The 17,545-nt window shown below is 72.5% G+C and carries 11 protein-coding genes; 9 read left to right on the top strand and 2 right to left on the bottom strand.

The genetic code is table 11. The features are described 5' to 3' along the window. Positions 1-157: 157 nt before the first annotated feature. Together ACFV61_RS26310 and ACFV61_RS26305 are read right to left on the bottom strand one after the other, a co-directional pair. Positions 158-721 carry a GPR1/FUN34/YaaH family transporter gene (locus ACFV61_RS26310; RefSeq protein WP_380494246.1) on the bottom strand — a complete coding sequence of 188 codons (564 nt, stop codon included), beginning with the start codon at positions 719-721 and terminating at the stop codon, positions 158-160. Positions 722-1,025: 304 nt separating this feature from the next. Beyond that, positions 1,026-3,587 (bottom strand): SpoIIE family protein phosphatase, encoded by a 2,562-nt coding sequence (locus ACFV61_RS26305; protein WP_380494244.1) that lies wholly within the window; start codon positions 3,585-3,587, stop codon positions 1,026-1,028. Between the two features lie 570 nt (positions 3,588-4,157). Between ACFV61_RS26305 and ACFV61_RS26300 the strand changes: the two genes are divergently transcribed. The 9 genes from ACFV61_RS26300 to ACFV61_RS26260 all read left to right on the top strand — a co-directional run bounded on the left by ACFV61_RS26300 (position 4,158) and on the right by ACFV61_RS26260 (position 17,407). Next, the gene (locus ACFV61_RS26300; RefSeq protein WP_063351394.1) at positions 4,158-8,666 is read left to right on the top strand and encodes a hybrid sensor histidine kinase/response regulator; all 4,509 of its coding nucleotides are present in this window, start codon (positions 4,158-4,160) and stop codon (positions 8,664-8,666) included. Between the two features lie 294 nt (positions 8,667-8,960). Continuing rightward, entirely contained in the window at positions 8,961-9,599 is a 639-nt protein-coding gene (locus ACFV61_RS26295; RefSeq protein WP_063351395.1) for a response regulator, read from the top strand. A gap of 146 nt (positions 9,600-9,745) precedes the next feature. Then, positions 9,746-12,433: a DNA translocase FtsK gene (locus tag ACFV61_RS26290; RefSeq protein WP_380494242.1), complete on the top strand. Its 2,688-nt coding sequence runs from the start codon at positions 9,746-9,748 to the stop codon at positions 12,431-12,433. A gap of 263 nt (positions 12,434-12,696) precedes the next feature. Next, the gene (locus ACFV61_RS26285) at positions 12,697-13,560 is read left to right on the top strand and encodes a RodZ domain-containing protein (protein ID WP_363374410.1); all 864 of its coding nucleotides are present in this window, start codon (positions 12,697-12,699) and stop codon (positions 13,558-13,560) included. A 117-nt stretch (positions 13,561-13,677) separates the two neighbouring features. Then, positions 13,678-15,171 (top strand): 30S ribosomal protein S12 methylthiotransferase RimO, encoded by a 1,494-nt coding sequence (rimO, locus tag ACFV61_RS26280; RefSeq protein WP_380494239.1) that lies wholly within the window; start codon positions 13,678-13,680, stop codon positions 15,169-15,171. After that, positions 15,168-15,806, top strand: a complete 639-nt coding sequence (pgsA, locus tag ACFV61_RS26275; RefSeq protein WP_380494237.1) for a CDP-diacylglycerol--glycerol-3-phosphate 3-phosphatidyltransferase — start codon at positions 15,168-15,170, stop codon at positions 15,804-15,806. The genes rimO and pgsA overlap by 4 nt, the downstream gene beginning before the upstream one ends. Positions 15,807-15,838: 32 nt before the next feature. After that, positions 15,839-16,315 carry a CinA family protein gene (locus ACFV61_RS26270; protein ID WP_380377605.1) on the top strand — a complete coding sequence of 159 codons (477 nt, stop codon included), beginning with the start codon at positions 15,839-15,841 and terminating at the stop codon, positions 16,313-16,315. Positions 16,316-16,695: 380 nt separating this feature from the next. Next, the gene (locus ACFV61_RS26265; RefSeq protein ID WP_049660741.1) at positions 16,696-17,064 is read left to right on the top strand and encodes a helix-turn-helix domain-containing protein; all 369 of its coding nucleotides are present in this window, start codon (positions 16,696-16,698) and stop codon (positions 17,062-17,064) included. Between the two features lie 55 nt (positions 17,065-17,119). Next, positions 17,120-17,407, top strand: a complete 288-nt coding sequence (locus ACFV61_RS26260) for a hypothetical protein (protein ID WP_159398505.1) — start codon at positions 17,120-17,122, stop codon at positions 17,405-17,407. Positions 17,408-17,545: the final 138 nt, after the last annotated feature.

The raw sequence follows: 17,545 nt of genomic DNA, 5'->3' as shown, positions 1-17,545 counted from the left end.
TGTGGATCTCCCTTGGGGGCGGGGGCCTATGTTGAGTGGTGTTTGTGGCGCTCTGGTCCGCGCGCGCGCGTGGGGGGTGGGGGGGGGGGGCCCCCCGCCCCCCCCCCCCCCCGGCCCCCCCCACCCCGGTACGCCGCGGCGGATCAGCCGCAGCGGGTCATTTGACCGGTAGGGCGATCCTGCCCCAGGAGCCGTTGCTGAGCGCGGAGGTGGCCCAGTACCAGGCGGTGAGCCCGGAGACGGCCGCGACCCAGCCGGCGAACTTGGCGAGGCCGCTGTAGCCGCCGAAGACGGCGATGGCGTTCAGCAGCAGGGACAGCGTGAGCAGGCCGTAGACGGCGCGGCAGAACAGGCCCGCGCCCCAGCTGGCGGCGGTCAGGGTGAGGGCGAGCAGGGCCCAGAGCAGGAGGAACAGGCCGGTGGCGTTCTTGCCCGCCCCGCCGGCCGTCGACCAGGTCGCCCAGAAGGCGCCGAGGCTGGTGAAGGCCGTTCCGGTGAAGCCCTCGCCGCCGCGGAGCTGCCACAGGCCCGCGATGAAGAGGGTGACTCCGCCGACCAGATGGGCGAGGTGTGCCGCGTCCCCGACCCCGGTGCCGCTGAAGACGCCGGTGGAGAGCAGGCCGTAGGCGAGCAGTGTGAGGCCGAGTGCGAGGTAGCCGAGGTTACCCGCGTCGGCTCCGGTGGAGCGGGCGTTCGTTGCCCCGGTAGCTTCGTTGCTCACCGGAGGCTCCTTTCACTTTGGGCGCGCGCAGGGCGCAGTCAACGCAGTGGTGTGGTCCGATGAGGTGGATGCGCGCGACCGCGCCGAGGGCGCACGGCTGGAGCGTGCGCGGGCTGCGGTCAGAAGTGATGGGTCGGCGGGAGAGCCGCCGGTCCTGTCCCCGCCGGGGGATTCCCCGGTGAGATCGGTGTACCCGGACGTACTCGCTTGTACCCTTGTGAATATAACAATTTGTGACGATGTCAGCTGTGGAACGCTCAGGGCCGACCGGGGAGCCAGGGGCTGACCGAGAGGCGGTGTCGGCTCACGAGGCGCGCTGGGTCGGCACCCGCAGGGTCAGGATGGCCATGTCGTCGGACGGCGGTTCCGGGGCGAAGCGCTCGACGGCGCGCTGCACCCGCATCGCGACCGCCCCGGCGGTCAGGCCGGTACAGCCCGTGAGCACCTCGGCGAGGCCGTCGTCGCCCAGCATCCGGCTGCCCTCGCGGCGTTCGGTGACGCCGTCGGTGACGCACAGCAGGACCTCGCCGGGGGAGAGCACCAGGCGCTCGGCGGTGAGGTCGAGGTCCTCCATGACGCCGAGCAGCGGCTGCGGGGTGGCGGCCCGGTCGACCTGGCCGTCGGTGCTCAGCCGGAGCGGCAGTGGGTGGCCGGCGCAGACCAGGGACAGTTCGATGCTGCCGTCCGGGCGGGGCGTCAGTTCGCCGTAGAGCAGGGTGAGGAAGCGGCTGCGCGAACCCTCGTCCAGGATGGCCGCGTTGAGACGGCGGAGCACCTGCGGTGCGTCCAGGCCCTCGCGGGCGAGCAGGCGCAGCGAGTGCCGGGCGAGGCCGGTGACCGAGGCGGCCTCGGGGCCGGTGCCGCAGACGTCGCCGATGGCGAAGCCGTAGGTGCCCTCGCGGATGGTGAACAGGTCGTAGAAGTCGCCGCCGACCTCGTTGCCCTCGCCGGCGGCCTGGTAGTAGACGTCGACCTCGACGCCCGGGATCTCGGGCAGGTCCGGCGGCAGCAGGCTGCGTTGCAGGGCCTGGCTGGTGGCGGTGCGCTCGGAGTAGAGGCGGGAGTTGTCGAGCGCGAGGGCGGCCCGGCGGGAGAGGTCCTCGGCGAGTTCGAGGATCTCCTGGCGGAACCGGACGCCGGCCGGGACGCCGAGCGCGAGCAGGCCGATGACCCGGTTGCGGGCGGTCAGCGGCAGGACGACGGTCTCGCCGAGCAGTCCGGCGAGTTCGGGGCTGTCGGTGAGGCCGCCGGCGGCGGCGGTCTCGGCGGGCGCCGACCAGAAGCGGACGCCGTGGGTCGGGCCGGCGTCGGGGGCCGGGGTCTTGTCGAGCAGGTCGCGCAGCGGGTCGATCCGGTCCTCGTCCTCGTGCAGGACGAAGGCGAGGCCGGCCGCGGCGCCGTGGTCGCCCTTGGTGTAGACGGCGCACCAGGAGGCGAGGGTGGGGACGGCCATCTGGGCCATCAGGGCGAGGGTCTGCTCGTGTTCGAGGGTGCCGGCGAGCAGGTCGGAGGCCTCGACGAGGAAGGACAGCGAGCCCCGGCGGAGTCGTTCGAGCTCGGTCAGCCGGGTGCTCTCGACGGCAAGGGCGACCCGGTCGGCGGCGAACTGCAGCCGCAGGGCGTCCTCGTTGTCGTAGCGGCCGGGCGCGGCGGTGGCGATGCCGAGCGAGCCGATCAGCCGGCCCTCGACCTTGAGCGGGACGGTGACCAGGGAGCGCATGCCGCTGCCGGTGAGCAGGGGCAGGCCGGTCGGGCGGGAGGTGAGGTCCTCGTGGACGGAGGGCAGCCGGGCGGAGTCGTAGCGGCTGCCGGTGTCGACCGGGAAGCGGGTGTGCCGGCGGTGTCCGGAGGTGAAGCCGGTGGCGGCGCGGACCTCGAACTCGGTCTCGTCGTCGGTGGTCAGCAGCAGGTACGCGGCGTCGGCGTCGAGCAGGTCGCGGGCGCGTTCGACGGTGCGCTGGAGCAGGGTGTCTAGGTCGTCGGTGGCGACCGGGCCGGCCAGCAGGTCGAGTCGGGGGCCGGTCGGGTCGGAACGCTCGCCGGGCAGGGCGCGGGCGGGGGACCGGAGCACCGCGCGGTCGGGTTCGAGGACGAGCAGGCAGAGGGTGGAGGGGACGCCCTCGGTGTCGCGCACGCGGACCTGGACGCCGTACACCTCGACCTCGTGGCCGTCCGCGCGGCGGACGCCGTAGCCGCCCTCCCAGCGGGCCAGCCGCAGGGTGTCGGCGAGGCCGAGGCCGCGGCCGGCGGACTGCGGCCAGACGGCGAGGTCGGCCCAGGGGCGGCCGAGGACGGTGGCGGCGGGGTACTGGAAGAGCGCCTCGGCGTCCGGGTTCCAGGCGAGGACGCGGCCGTCCTCGTCGAGCTGGACGACGGCGACGTGCACCGGGCCGGGGCCGCTGGGCAGGTCGCTGCCGGGGGTCGCGGGGACGGCGTAGCGGGTGCCGGCCACGGGGGCGGGCAGGGCGAGCCGGAACCAGACGGTCTTGCGCCCGGCCGCGTACTCGACGCCCCAGCGCTCGGCGAGGGCGGAGCACATCAGCAGGCCGCGGCCGCCCTCGCCGTCGGGGTCGGCGTAGCGGTCGGAGGCGGTGACGGGGCCGTCGCCGAGGGAGGGCAGGCCGCGTTCGGGGTGGTGGTCGGTGACTTCGATCCGGACGGTGCCCTCCTCCCGCAGGCAGCACACCTCGGCGGCGGTGCCGGCGTGGACGACGGCGTTGGTGACCAGTTCGCTGACCAGGACGACGGCGTCGTCGACGACCTCGGGCAGACCCCAGCCGAGCAGCGCGTCCCGTACGAAGCCCCGGGCGGCGGCTGCGGACCGGCCGTCGGGGTCGAAGGTGGCGGCTGCGCGCGCGGTGACCACGTTGCCACTTCTCCTCTGCTGCTCTGGCCTTGACTGTCCGGGGCGTGGCGCCGACTCCCGGTGCGTGCCGCCGGGGTGGCGGCGCTGGGTCGGGTCATGGCCCGGTGCAGCGCTCCACCCTACTTTCCGCTTGGTTCCCCGTGGGGACGGGGCGTTGAAACAGGCACCTGAGAGTGATTCTGCCCACCTGTTTCGGACGGTCGGCTACCAACCGGGCGCAACCGGCCGTATACCCGGCGCCGGTGCTGCCAGACTGGGGGGTCCGCGACGGCCGGTCGGAGCAGTACGGTCGATGCGGGTGCCGGTGTGCCGTGTGGGGCGCCGGTACGCAGCCCGACCGGGCCGGTGCCCCGGTGCGTGCCGTACCGGCACGGACGGTCACCGGAAAGTTCACGATGTGGGAGGGGCCCGTTGAGTTCGGCCACCAAGGACGCAACCGGTACGACGCCGCCCGTTCCGCGCGGTGGGCGGTCCGGGACCGCGCCGCGGAACGCGGCCGGCCGGCGAGTGAGCCACAACCGGGGGGCGGAGCCGGCCGAACTGCGGAAGCTGTTGGCCGCGCTGACCGCGATGCGGGACGGCAACTTCCGCCGCCGGCTGACGGTTCCGGGGGACGGTCCGCTGGCGGAGATCGCCGCGGTGTTCAACGAGGTCGCCGAGCGCAATCAGCACCTGACCGGCGAACTGGCCCGGGTGCGGCGGGCGGTGGGCCGCGAGGGCCGGCTGAACGAGCGGCTGGAGACCGGCGCGGGCGAGGGCGCCTGGATGGCGGCCGTCGACAACTGCAACGCGCTGATCGACGATCTGGCCCGTCCGATGGCCGAGGTGGGCCGGGTGCTCTCCTCGATCGCCGAGGGCGACCTGGACCAGAAGATGGAGCTGCGCTCGCTGCACAGCAACGGGGTGAGCCACCCGCTGCGCGGCGAGTACCTGAAGATCGGCCGGACCGTCAACGGGCTGGTGGACCAGCTCTCGGAGTTCACCGACGAGGTGACCCGGGTGGCCCGCGAGGTGGGCACCGAGGGCAAGCTGGGCGGCCAGGCCAAGGTCCGCAGTGTGTCCGGCAGTTGGAAGGACCTGGCGGATTCGGTCAACACCATGGCCGGCCGGCTGACCGCGCAGGTGCGCAACATCGCCCAGGTGACCACCGCGGTGGCCAAGGGCGACCTGTCCCGCAAGGTCACCGTCGAGGTGGCCGGCGAGATGCTGGAGCTGAAGAACACCGTCAACACGATGGTGGACCAGCTGAACGGGTTCGCCGCCCAGGTCACCGGGGTGGCCAGGGACGTGGGCACCGAGGGCCGGCTCGGCGGTCAGGCGCAGGTGCCGGGCGTGGCCGGGGTCTGGCGGGACCTGACGGACTCGGTGAACTTCATGGCCGACAACCTGACCGGCCAGGTGCGCAACATCGCCCAGGTGACCACGGCGGTGGCGCGCGGGGACCTCTCGCAGAAGATCGAGGTGGACGCGCGCGGCGAGATGCTGGAGCTGAAGAACACCATCAACACGATGGTCGACCAGCTCTCCGGCTTCGCCGAACAGGTGACCAGGGTGGCCCGCCAGGTGGGCACCGAGGGGCGGCTCGGCGGTCAGGCGCAGGTGCCCGGGGCGGCCGGGGTGTGGCGCGATCTGACCGACAACGTCAACTTCATGGCGAACAACCTCACCGATCAGGTGCGCAACATCGCGCAGGTGACGACCGCGGTCGCCAAGGGCGACCTGTCGCAGAAGATCCAGGTGGACGCGCGCGGGGAGATCCTGGAGCTGAAGAACACCATCAACACGATGGTGGACCAGCTGGGCGCCTTCGCCGACGAGGTCACCAGGGTGGCCCGGGACGTCGGCACCGAGGGCATCCTCGGCGGTCAGGCGAGCGTGCCCGGGGTGTCCGGGACGTGGAAGGACCTGACCAACAGCGTCAACCTGATGGCCAACAACCTGACCAGCCAGGTCCGCAACATCGCCGAGGTGACCACGGCGGTGGCGCGCGGCGACGTGTCGAAGAAGATCACCGTCGACGCCCGGGGCGAGATCCTGGAGCTGGTGACGACCGTCAACACCATGGTCGACCAGCTGTCGGCGTTCGCCGACGAGGTGACCCGGGTCGCCCGCGAGGTGGGCACCGAGGGGATCCTGGGCGGCCAGGCGCGGGTGCGCGGGGTGTCGGGGATCTGGAAGGACCTGACCGACAACGTCAACTTCATGGCGTCCAACCTGACCGGGCAGGTCCGCAACATCGCCGAGGTCGCCACCGCGGTGGCCCGCGGCGACCTGTCCAAGAAGATCACCATCGAGGCGCAGGGCGAGGTCGCCGCCCTCGCCGGGACCTTGAACACCATGGTCGACCAGCTTTCCTCCTTCGCGGTGGAGGTGACCAGGGTGGCCCGCGAGGTCGGCACCGACGGCACCCTGGGCGGTCAGGCGAGCGTGCCGGGCGTGGCCGGCATCTGGAAGGACCTGACCGACAACGTCAACCTGATGGCCAACAACCTCACCGGCCAGGTCCGCAACATCGCGCTGGTGATCACGGCGGTGGCCCGCGGCGACCTCTCGCAGAAGATCGACGTCGACGCGCGCGGCGAGATCCTCCAGCTCAAGACCAGCATCAACACCATGGTCGACCAGCTGTCCGCGTTCGCCGACGAGGTCACCCGGGTCGCCCGCGAGGTGGGCACCGACGGGCGGCTCGGCGGCCAGGCCCGGGTACCCGGCGTGGACGGCACCTGGCAGGACCTCACCGAATCGGTGAACGAACTGGCCAACAACCTGACCCGGCAGGTGCGCGCGATCGCCCAGGTCGCCACCGCCGTGACCAGGGGCGACCTGAGCCTGCGGATCGACGTGGACGCCGCGGGGGAGCTCGACGAGCTCAAGGACAACATCAACCAGATGATCGCCAACCTGCGCGAGACCACCCGCACCAACCAGGAGCAGGACTGGCTCAAGACCAACCTGGCCCGGATCTCCGGCCTGCTCCAGGGCCGCCGGGACCTGGAGGCCGTCGCCTCGCTGATCATGACCGAGCTGACCCCGGTGGTCTCCGCCCAGCACGGCGCCTTCTTCCTCGCCCAGCCGGCCGGCCGCACCGCCGAGCTGATCACCGAGGACGACGACGAGAACGACACCGTCCTGCGGCTGATCGGCAGTTACGGCTACCAGCGGCGCGCGATGCCGACCACCTTCCGGCCCGGCGAGTCGCTGATCGGGCAGGCCGCGGTGGAGAAGCGGGCGATCATCCTCAAGGAGGCGCCGCCCGGATACCTCAAGATCGCCTCCGGCCTCGGCGAGGCCTCGCCGGCCCACATCGTGGTGCTGCCGGTGCTGTTCGAGGGCCGGCTGCTGGGCGTGATCGAGCTGGCCACCTTCAGCTCCTTCACCACCGTCGCGCTGGACTTCCTCAACCAGATCGCCGACCTGATCGGCGTCACCGTCAACACCATCAGCGTCAACACCAAGACCGAGGGCCTGCTGCTGGAGTCCCAGCGGCTCACCGCCGAACTCTCGATGCGATCCGCCGAGTTGGAGGCGCGCCAGGAGGAACTGGAGCGCACCAACGAGGAGTTGCAGGAGAAGGCCGAGCAACTCGCCCAGCAGAACCGCGACATCGAGATCAAGAACAGCGAGATCGAGGAGGCCCGGCAGGTCCTGGAGGAGCGCGCCGAGCAGCTCGCCCTGGCCTCCCGGTACAAGAGCGAGTTCCTTGCCAACATGTCGCACGAGCTGCGCACCCCGCTCAACTCGCTGCTGATCCTGGCCAAGCTGCTCTCCGACAACAACGAGGGCAACCTCTCGCCCAAGCAGGTCGAGTTCGCCGACACCATCCACGGCGCCGGCTCCGACCTGCTCCAGCTGATCAACGACATCCTCGACCTCTCCAAGGTCGAGGCCGGCAAGATGGACGTCCGCCCGGCCCGGATCGCCCTCGTCCAGCTGGTCGACTACGTCGAGGCCACCTTCCAGCCGGTCGCGCTGGACAAGAACCTGGACTTCGCCGTCCGGGTCTCGCCCGCCCTGCCGGTCACCCTGCACACCGACGAGCAGCGGCTCCAGCAGGTGCTGCGCAACCTGATCTCCAACGCCGTCAAGTTCACCGACGCCGGCGCGGTCGACTTCTCGATCTCCCCGGCCGGCGCGGAGGTCCCGCAGCACGTGCGCGAGCGGCTGCTGGAGTCCGGCTCGATCAAGGACCCGGACGACGAGCTGATCGCCTTCGCGGTCTCCGACACCGGCATCGGCATCCCCGGCAACAAGCTGCGGGAGATCTTCGAGGCGTTCAAGCAGGCCGACGGCACCACCAGCCGCAAGTACGGCGGCACCGGGCTCGGCCTGTCGATCAGCCGCGAGATCGCGCGGCTGCTGGGCGGCGAGATCCACGCCGAGAGCGAGCTGGGCAAGGGCTCCACGTTCACGCTCTACCTGCCGCTGCGCACCGAGGCCCCGGGCGCGACCCAGGTCGAGCGCCCGGTCGTGTCGAGCGTCCCGACGCTGCGCGCCTCCGTCGGCGTGACCCCGATCGGGGTGCCCGTGCCGGTCGGCGAGAACCCGGCCGACCACTGGGCCCAGGAGGTCCGCGAGCTGGCCGAGGAGCGCCGCCGCGGCGCGGTGGAGCGACGGCGCAGCGCCGCCCTGGACGCCGCCGCCGGGGCCCGCCCGGTGGAGCCCGCCCCGCCCCGCCCCAGCCGCAGCGACGTGCGCTTCGACGGCCAGCAGGTGCTGATCGTGGACGACGACGTCCGCAACGTGTTCGCCCTCACCAGCGTGCTGGAGCAGCACGGCCTGACCGTCCTGTACGCCGAGAACGGGCGCGAGGGCATCGAGATGCTGGAGCAGCACGAGAACGTGGCGCTGGTCCTGATGGACATCATGATGCCGGAGATGGACGGCTACGCGACCACCGAGGCGATCCGCCGGATGCCCCAGTTCGCGGGCCTGCCGATCATCGCGCTGACCGCGAAGGCGATGAAGGGCGACCGGGAGAAGTCGCTGGAGGCGGGCGCCACCGACCACATCACCAAGCCGGTGGAGACCGACCACCTGCTGGCGGTGATGCGCGAGTGGCTGCGGGCGGACCGCGCGTAGCGCCGGGGGAGGGCGCGAACTCCGGGGCGGGCTCCGGGGTTCGCGCCGTCCGGTGGGCCGGTTTGCTGGCGGTCGGGCCCGGGAACCCGGTAGGGTCACCGATCGTTGCGAACAGTGACCGGACGGCGACACGCTGCTGAGCGTGCGCCGGAGCACTGGCCGCGCGCCGCTCCGGATCGGGTCACGACGGAGCGATGTGCCGGGCGAGGGGGTGCGGCTAGCATGACCGGGGTAGCGGTGGGCAGGACGCGAGTGCCATCACCGGGCGGCAGGCAGGCGACAGGAGGGCGAGCCCTGATGCAGAAGGCGAAGATCCTCCTGGTCGACGACCGACCGGAGAACCTGCTGGCGCTGGAGGCGATCCTCTCCGCGCTGGACCAGACGCTGGTGCGCGCCGTCTCCGGCGAGGAGGCGCTCAAGGCGCTGCTCACCGACGACTTCGCGGTGATCCTGCTGGACGTCCAGATGCCCGGGATGGACGGCTTCGAGACGGCCGCCCACATCAAGCGCCGCGAGCGCACCCGGGACATCCCGATCATCTTCCTGACCGCGATCAACCACGGCCCGCACCACACCTTCCGCGGCTACGCGGCCGGGGCCGTGGACTACATCTCCAAGCCCTTCGACCCGTGGGTGCTGCGCGCCAAGGTCTCGGTCTTCGTCGACCTGTACGTGAAGAACTGCCAGCTGAAGGAGCAGGCCGCGCTGCTGCGGCTGCAACTGGAGGCGGGCGGCGGCGAGCCGCCCCTGGGCGGGGCGCTGCTGGGCGAGCTGTCCGCGCGGCTGGCGGCGGTCGAGGAGCAGGCGGAGGCGCTGGGCAAGCAGCTGGACGGCGTCGAGGACGCCGGGGTGGCGGCCACCGCGGCGCACCTGGAGCGCAAGCTGGCGGGGCTGCGCCGGGCCCTGGACGCGCTCCGGCCGGGAACCGCGTAACCGGTCGGCGGGGTTCACTCCTGCGGGTGAATTTCTGGCGCGGCCGGGTGAAACCGGGTCAGCGTGACGGTGTGTCTGCGACACGTCCCTGAGCCCCGGCTCGGGCACATGTGCACTGGTGGCCCACCCCGGTAGGCTGCTGACCCATGGCCACTCGTACGCCCGGAAGCGCGGCACGCAACCCGAGTCCGGGACCGTCCAAGAAGGCCGCGGCGAAGGCCCCGGGCAAGCCGCCCGCGAAGAAGGCGGCGGCCAAGAAGGCGGCCCCGGCGAAGAAGGCGGCGGCCAAACCGGCCCCGCCGTCCCCGCCGCCGCCCAAGCCGATACTCTTCCGGGCCGTCCGGGCCGTCTGGCTCGGCGTGGCGAACAGCATCGCCGCGATCTTCCGGGGCTTCGGCGACGGGGCCAAGAACCTCCACCCGGCCCACCGCAAGGACGGGCTGGGCCTGCTGCTGTTCGCACTCGCGCTGGTGACCGCCGCCGGCACCTGGTTCAGCCCGCAGGGCTGGCTGGGCGAGGCGGCCACCGCCGTGGTGTCCGGGCTGTTCGGGCGGCTCGACGTGCTGGTGCCGTTCCTGCTGGCCGGGATCGCGGTCCGGCTCTGGCGCCACCCGGAGCTGCCGGAGGCCAACGGCCGGATCATGATCGGCCTGAGCGCGCTGCTGGTCGGCGTCCTCGGCCTGGTGCACATCGGCTGTGGCGCGCCCATGATGGGCAGCGGCGCCTCGCGGATAAGGGCGGCCGGCGGGATCATCGGCTGGGCCGTGTCCACCCCGATGATGGCCGCCGCCGGGCCGGCGCTGGCCGTGCCGCTGCTCCTGCTGCTGTCCTTCTTCGGCCTGCTGGTGGTCACCGCCACCCCGGTCAACCGCATTCCCGAGCGGCTGCGGTCGGCCGGCGTGCGGCTCGGCGTGGTGGAGCCCGGGCCGGAGGACGAGCTGCGCGAGGGGCGTACGCCGGAGCGCGACCTGTCCACCGAGCCGCCCGAGGACGCGGACCCCGCCGCGCTGCCGTTCACCGTGGGCAGCGAGGACCCGGGCGACGAGGTGGCCGCCCGCCGTCGGCGCCGCCGCCGCAAGCCGGCGGACGACGAGGACCAGCCCGACGCCGTCCGGGTGTCCCTGGACAAGGAGCCGCTGGACCCGTACGCCACCCGCGACCTCGCCGCCGGCGCCGCCGCCGACCTGGACGGGGCACTGGTCTACGGCGTGCCCGCCTCCTCGGCGGTGGCGAACATGATGCACCAGGTGCAGGACCGCACCGCCCCGCCGGAGGAGGCCGCCGTCCCGGCTGCCCGCAGCGCGGGCCCGGGCGCGCCCGAGGAGCACGGCCCGGCCCCGGTGCGGATGGAGCAGCTCCAGCTGGCCGGCGACGTCACCTACGCGCTGCCCCCGCTCGACCTGCTGGAGCGCGGCGGCCCGGCCAAGGCCCGCAGCGCCCTCAACGACGAGGTGGTGGCCCAGCTCAGCAGCACCTTCGCCGAGTTCAAGGTGGACGCCAGGGTCACCGGCTTCACCCGGGGCCCGACGGTGACCCGCTACGAGGTCGAGCTCGGCCCGGCCGTCAAGGTGGAGCGGATCACCGCGCTCGCCAAGAACATCGCGTACGCGGTGGCCAGCGCCGACGTGCGGATCATCAGCCCGATCCCGGGCAAGTCCGCGGTCGGCATCGAGATCCCCAACCGGGACCGCGAGATGGTCAACCTCGGCGACCTGCTGCGCTCGCGCACGGCCGCCGAGGACACCCACCCGATGGTCGTCGGCATGGGCAAGGACGTCGAGGGCCAGACCGTGATGGCCAACCTCGCCAAGATGCCGCACATCCTGGTGGCCGGCGCGACCGGCGCGGGCAAGTCGTCCTGCATCAACTGCCTGATCACCTCGATCCTGGCCCGGGCCACCCCGGACGAGGTCCGGATGGTGCTGGTCGACCCCAAGCGGGTCGAACTGACCGCGTACGAGGGCATCCCGCACCTGATCACGCCGATCATCACCAACCCGAAGAAGGCCGCCGAGGCCCTCCAGTGGGTGGTCCGCGAGATGGACCTGCGCTACGACGACCTCGCGGCGTTCGGCTTCCGGCACGTGGACGACTTCAACGCGGCGGTGAAGGCCGGCACGGTCACCCCGCCGCTCGGCAGCGAGCGCGAGCTGACCCCGTACCCGTACCTGCTGGTGATCGTCGACGAGCTGGCCGACCTGATGATGGTGGCGCCGCGCGACGTCGAGGACTCGGTGGTCCGGATCACCCAGCTGGCCCGCGCGGCCGGCATCCACCTGGTGCTGGCCACCCAGCGGCCCTCGGTGGACGTGGTCACCGGCCTGATCAAGGCCAACGTGCCGTCCCGGCTGGCCTTCGCGACCTCCGCGATGGCCGACTCCCGGGTCATCCTGGACCAGCCCGGCGCGGAGAAGCTGATCGGCAAGGGCGACGCGCTGTTCCTGCCGATGGGCGCCGGCAAGCCGATCCGCCTCCAGGGCGCGTTCGTCACCGAGGCGGAGATCGCCGCGGTGGTGCAGCACTGCAAGGACCAGCTGACCGCCGTCTACCGGGACGACGTGACGGTCGGAGGCGGGGCCAAGAAGGAGGTCGACGAGGAGATCGGCGACGACCTGGACCTGCTGATCCAGGCGGCCGAGCTGGTGGTCTCCACCCAGTTCGGCTCGACCTCGATGCTCCAGCGCAAGCTCCGGGTCGGCTTCGCCAAGGCGGGGCGGCTGATGGACCTGATGGAGTCGCGCGGGATCGTCGGGCCGAGCGAGGGCTCCAAGGCCCGCGACGTCCTGGTGAAGCCGGACGAGCTGGACGGGGTGCTGGTCGCCCTGCGCGGCTGACGACCCGCGCCTGCGACGAGTGTTCACCCGTTCGGAGGAGGGTAGGCGCGTGAAGGGGAACCGAACGCCCGTACGCCGCGTCACAGGCCGGAAAGCGAACCCCCCGGGTTCCCCGCGCGGGCCCGCTGACGGCCGTTCAGCGGGGTGCCGGGCACCCGTCGGGGCGGGCGCGCGCATTCGGGCCTGTTCCGCTTGAGAAACGATCCGCCCGCGCCCCTAGACTGTTCCCCAGCAGGTGGCCATCCGCTCGAAAGGCGTGCCCCGTGACCATCGGCAAGTCCCCCGACCGCGAGAACGCCCCGTCGTCCGTCGAGCCGACCGACGACGCGGTGCAGGCGGCCGATGCCCCGAGCATCGGCCGGGTGCTGTCCACCGCCCGGATCGAGGCCGGGCTCACGGTGGACCAGGTGAGTACGGCGACCCGGGTCCGGGTGCCGATCGTCCACGCCATCGAGGAGGACGACTTCGGCCGCTGCGGCGGCGACTTCTACGCCCGCGGGCACATCCGTGCGATCGCCCGCGAGGTCGGCGTCGACGGCGAGGCCCTGATCGCCCGGTACGACGCCGCGCACGGCGGCTCGCCCGCCTCCAAGCGGCCGACCCAGCTGATCGACAGCGGCCCGATCAAGGTGCCCGGCCGCGGCCGGCCGAACTGGGCGGCGGCCATGGTCTCCGCGATCGTCGTGGTGGTCGTCCTGATCGGCTTCAACCTGGTCAGCGGCAAGGACGGCCACACCGGCACCGGCTCCGCCAGCGCGCCGCTGCCCAGCGGCTCCGGCACCGGCTCGGTCGCCTCCGTGCCCTCGCCCACCGTGCAGCCGCCGGCGCCCGTGCCGAGTGCGGCCGCGATCGCCGCCGTCCCGGCCGACAAGGTCACCGTGAAACTGGTCGCCGAGGGCAGCACCAGCTGGGTGTCCGCGGTGGACGGCAGCGGGAAGTCGCTGTTCCAGAACAACATCAGCGACGGCCAGGACCAGACCTTCACCGACCCCAAGCAGATCAAGCTGGTGCTCGGAAACGGCGGGGCCGTGCACGCGTACGTCAACGGCAAGGATCTCGGCCTCCTCGGCAAGGACGGCCAGGTGGTGCACGTCACGTACACCCCCGGCGATCCGCAGGCGGGCTGACCACAGGCCTGCGGAGGCCCTGGAGAGCGGCCCTGCGGCCTGGCGAAGATCTGGTAATCCGAGGCGCGCGGCCTCCGGGGCGAACGGCACCGGAGGCCGCGCGTTAATCTTGGCCCTATGCCTGAACGCCGTACTGTCGCCCTTGTCACGCTCGGATGCGCCCGCAACGAGGTGGACTCCGAGGAACTCGCCGGGCGACTGGAAGCCGACGGCTGGTTGCTCGTCGACGACGCCGCCGAAGCGGACGTCGCCGTCGTCAACACCTGCGGCTTCGTCGAGGCCGCCAAGAAGGACTCCGTGGACGCCCTGCTGGAGGCCAACGACCTCAAGGGGCACGGCCGCACCCAGGCCGTCGTCGCGGTCGGCTGCATGGCCGAGCGCTACGGCAAGGAGCTCGCCGACGCCCTGCCCGAGGCCGACGGCGTGCTCGGCTTCGACGACTACTCCGACATCTCCGACCGCCTCCAGACCATCCTCTCCGGCGGCCACCACGCCCCGCACCTCCCGCGCGACCGCCGCAAGCTGCTGCCGATCAGCCCGGCCGAGCGGCAGTCCGCCGCCGAGGCCGTCGCGCTGCCCGGCCACGGCGCCGCCGAGGCCCCGGCCGAGCCGATCACCGACCTGCCCGAGGGCCTCGCCCCGGCCTCCGGCCCGCGCACCCTGCGCAAGCGGCTCGACGACAACCCGGTCGCCTCGGTCAAGCTCGCCTCCGGCTGCGACCGGCGGTGCTCCTTCTGCGCCATCCCGGCGTTCCGCGGCTCCTTCATCTCCCGCCGCCCCTCCGACGTGCTGCACGAGGCCCAGTGGCTGGCCGAGCAGGGCGTGCGCGAGGTCGTCCTGGTGAGCGAGAACAACACCTCGTACGGCAAGGACCTCGGCGACATCCGGCTGCTGGAGACGCTGCTCGGCGAGATCTCCGCGATCGAGGGCGTCGAGCGGGTCCGGGTCTCCTACCTGCAGCCCGCCGAGATGCGCCCCGGCCTGATCGACGCGATGACCGGGACCACGGACGTGGTGCCCTACTTCGACCTGTCCTTCCAGCACTCGGCGCCCGCCGTGCTGCGCCGGATGCGCCGCTTCGGCTCCACCGACCAGTTCCTGGACCTGCTGAAGACCATCCGCGACCGGGCCCCGGAGGCCGGCGCCCGGTCCAACTTCATCGTCGGCTTCCCCGGCGAGACCGAGGCGGACTTCGCCGAGCTGGAGCGCTTCGTCACGCACGCCGGGCTGGACGCGATCGGCGTCTTCGGCTACTCCGACGAGGACGGCACCGAGGCCGCGACCTACGACGGCAAGCTGTCCGAGGACGTGATCGCCGACCGGCTGAACCGGCTCAGCCGGCTGGCCGAGGAGATGACCGCCCAGCGGGCCGAGCAGCGCGTCGGCACCGAGGTCGAGGTCCTGATCGAGTCCATCGAGGACGGCGTGGTCGAGGGCCGGGCCGCCCACCAGGCCCCCGAGACCGACGGCCTGACCACCCTCACCGGCGTCGAGGACCCGCAGATCGGCCAGTTCCACCGGGCCAAGGTGGTCGCCAGCGAAGGCGTCGACCTGATCGCCGAGGCGCTGGAGCCGGTCCGGGTCCGTCAGGCCCCGGGAGCCGGGGAATGACCAAGGGGCCCGGCGCCCCGGCCGCGGCCCATCCGGGCAGACCGCCGGCCGCGGTGTCGCCGGCGCCGGCTGTCTGGAACATCGCCAACATGCTCACGATGCTCCGGCTGCTGCTGGTGCCGGTCTTCGTGTCGCTGCTGTTCGCCGACGGCGGGCACGACCCCAAGTGGCGCTCGGTCGCCTGGGCGTCGTTCGCCATCGCGATGATCACCGACCTGTTCGACGGCGAGCTGGCCCGGCGCAAGGGCCTGGTCACCGACTTCGGGAAGATCGCCGACCCGATCGCCGACAAGGCGATCATGGGCTCGGCGCTGATCGGCCTCTCGCTGCTCGGAGACCTGCCCTGGTGGGTCACCGCGGTGATCCTGGCCCGCGAACTCGGCATCACCCTGATGCGCTTCTGGGTGATCCGCTACGGGGTCATCCCGGCCAGCCGAGGCGGCAAGATCAAGACGCTGACCCAGGGCATCGCGGTCGGCATGTACGTCCTGGAGCTGACCGGCTGGCTGGCCACCGCCCGGGCCGTGCTGATGGCCCTGGCGGTACTGCTGACCATCGGCACCGCGCTGGACTACGTCGGACAGGCGCTGCGCATGCGCCGCGAGGGACTGGCCGCGGAGCGCGCGGGCCGGTGAGCGACGGGGGAGACCGGGTGACGGAGCACGAGCTGGCGGTACGGGCGCACGAGGCGCTGCGGGCCAGGGGCGGCACGCTGGCCGTCGCCGAGTCGCTGACCGGAGGGCTGCTCGCGGCCGCCCTGGTCGACGTCCCCGGGGCGTCCGCGACCTTCCGGGGCTCGGTCACCGCGTACGCCACCGAGCTGAAGGCCTCGGTGCTCGGCGTGGACGAGGGGCTCCTGGCGGTGTACGGGCCGGTCCACCCGGTGGTGGCGGGGCAGATGGCCGAGGGTGTGCGCCGGCTGCTGGGGGCCACGTACGGGATCGCGACGACCGGGGTGGCCGGGCCGGACCCGCAGGACGGGCAGCCGGTGGGCACCGTACACCTGGCGGTCGCCGGTCCGGAGGGAACTCTGGTCAGTTCGCCCCGGCTGTCGGGCGGGCGTGCCAGAATCCGTCACGGGGCGGTGACCGCCGCTCTGGAGCTGTTCGTCGGGCGGCTCCGGGCCGGTACGCCCACGACCTGAACCCCGCGGGGCCCGCACCCGGGCGTCCCGCAGCCCGTTGGAGGCGCCGCGGAGGCGTGGTGGAGCCCCGATCGCGGCGATCTCCACCGAACCGAGATCCGCCGATCCGGTCCGCGGGCATGGCACAGCTGGAGGATCGTGTTACATCCAAGGGCCTGGTTGGGCAGAAACCAGGTGGCGAACGAGTTGCGTGACGGTGGCCGGGCGGTCCGCGAGGGGTACCACGAGGGGCCCGTGGACCCGGAAACGACACCGGAACGAGGAGGGGGACAGCCTTGCAGCCCAGAGTGAACACGACCAGGGTCCCCGCACGCGAAGCGGGCAAGGCGGTACGGTGGGGTCGTGACATCTCGATCCGCAGTCCGAGGAGGGAGGCACCGATGATCCTGCTTCGTCGCCTACTGGGCGATGTACTGCGTCGGCAGCGCCAGCGCCAGGGCCGCACACTCCGCGAGGTGTCGGCGGCAGCCAGGGTTTCGCTCGGTTACCTCTCCGAGGTCGAGCGGGGACAGAAGGAGGCCTCCTCGGAGCTGCTCTCCGCCATCTGCGACGCGCTCGACGTCCGGATGTCCGAGGTCATGCGCGAGGTCAGCGACGAACTGTCGCTCGCTGAACTTGCGGCGATGGCCACCCTCTCCGAAGGTGATCTGCTGAGGCCGGTACTCGAACCGGTTCCGCTGCCCGCCCCCGGCACCGACCGGGCGAACATGTCGCCCAAGGCCGCCGCGATGGACGTGGTCGCCGCCTGAACCCGGCCTCGACTCCCGGGCTCCTGGTGCCCGGGGCGAGCGAAGGAGGGCGGTCGTGCGGAGATCCGCGACGGCGTGCACGGAGGCTCGAATACGGCTGCGGCGACTGATACCGTGGCCGGCCCGCCGGGTCCTGGTGATCCTGACGGCAGGGCTGGTCTGGTGGCTGCCGGCGGTCCGGGGACAGTTGGCCGACGGCGCTGTGCTGGGACTGCTCGCGGCCGGCGGCTGGGGACTCGGCCTGATCCCGGTCCACGCCGACCGGAACGCGACCGGGCCGCAGCGGCGCCCGTCAAAGGAGGCCGTGGCCCGGGTGGCGGCGCAACCGCCGACAGTCGGCTGAGCCACTCGAACGGGTGATACGAGCGAACGAAGGCCGCGGGGCACCGGATGCCCCCCCGCCCTAGGGGGGGGGGGGGTTTAAAAAAAAACCAGCCCCCCACACCCCCATGGTTGGGGGGTTGGGGGGGGGGGGGGTGTA

The sequence above is a fragment of the Kitasatospora sp. NPDC059817 genome, assembly GCF_042731835.1.
Lineage (GTDB): Bacteria > Actinomycetota > Actinomycetes > Streptomycetales > Streptomycetaceae > Kitasatospora.
This window is presented reverse-complemented; position numbering and strand designations above follow the sequence as displayed.